The following is a 987-nucleotide window of genomic DNA, read 5'->3' on the forward strand; positions in this document are numbered from 1 at the left end:
AATTGTATGTTATTATATTAAAGATAAAAGAGTTTTAGATTTGTATAGAAATTTAATTCAGGAGGATTGATATGGCAAAGAGGACATGGTGTAACCATAAAGTCAGCTTTTTCTTTTTTTGCAGCTTGAGTATCCATAGCTGTAAGTTTTAGAGTTACTTTCTCTTCTGCTGACCAGAAGGAGTGAAAACCACAGCATGCAAGTCTTGCTTCATGGTCTACCGGATTTCCTCCCAATGCTTCTATAAGCATCTCTATTGATTTTGGATTATCCGGGTCTTCGTAACCTATAAGGTAAGGTGGTCTTATTATGTGGCATCCATAAAATGGAGCTATGTTAAACTCTTTTAAAGGTCTAACAACCATGGACCTTATTTTATCCAACCCTACAGCATCTATAACTTCCCATAGAAAGTGGGTTACCTCTATAGTACCTTTATACTCTAATCCTGCTTCCTTCAAAACTTCATTTACAGCCGCTCTTACTTCCGGATTTTTGTCGAGTTTAAACTTTGCCTCTCTAAGCATCAAAGTACAGGTGTTACATATTGTAAGCATATCAAGTCCAAGTTCTTCAGCTAATGCGAGGTTTCTTGCGTTTATAACAAGAGACATAAATTCGTCCTTTTCTTGAACTGCTCCAGCTCCACAACATGTAGCTGCTTCAAGTTCTACAAGTTCCATTCCAAGCTTTTCTGCAACTAATTTGGTAGATTCGTATAACTCTGGAGCAACTCCTTTTGCAGAACATCCTGTATAAAATGCATATCTTAACATCTTAAAAAACCTCCTTTAATCTTGAACTTTTGCTTTTTTTGATTTTCTTTTGTCTTCGTAAACAGTTTGAACATCCGGAATTATTTTTATTTTCACTTTATCCTTCATCTGTCTGGCTTTGTCCATAATCTTTTGAACTTCTTCGTGTCTTTTTACTTTTTGTCCGCCAAAAAAGTCTGCAATGTTGACTTTACCTTTAAAAAACATTCTT

General features: G+C 35.5%; 1 protein-coding gene and 1 pseudogene. Both read right to left on the reverse strand.

The annotated features are described in order from the left end of the window. Positions 1–17: 17 nt before the first annotated feature. Positions 18–776, reverse strand: a complete 759-nt coding sequence (locus NE054_RS08420; RefSeq protein ID WP_297890548.1) for a CoB--CoM heterodisulfide reductase iron-sulfur subunit B family protein — start codon at positions 774–776, stop codon at positions 18–20. Positions 777–791: 15 nt separating this feature from the next. Continuing rightward, a pseudogene (locus tag NE054_RS08425) lies at positions 792–987 on the reverse strand (succinate dehydrogenase/fumarate reductase iron-sulfur subunit); the annotation flags it as partial.

The sequence above is a fragment of the Sulfurihydrogenibium sp. genome, from assembly GCF_027448985.1.
Lineage (GTDB): Bacteria > Aquificota > Aquificia > Aquificales > Hydrogenothermaceae > Sulfurihydrogenibium.

What these genes read in the sequence shown, in the direction of transcription:
- NE054_RS08420 (WP_297890548.1), bottom strand. Translation starts at nt 776, where the DNA reads ATGTTAAGATATGCATTTTATACAGGATGTTCTGCAAAAGGAGTTGCT.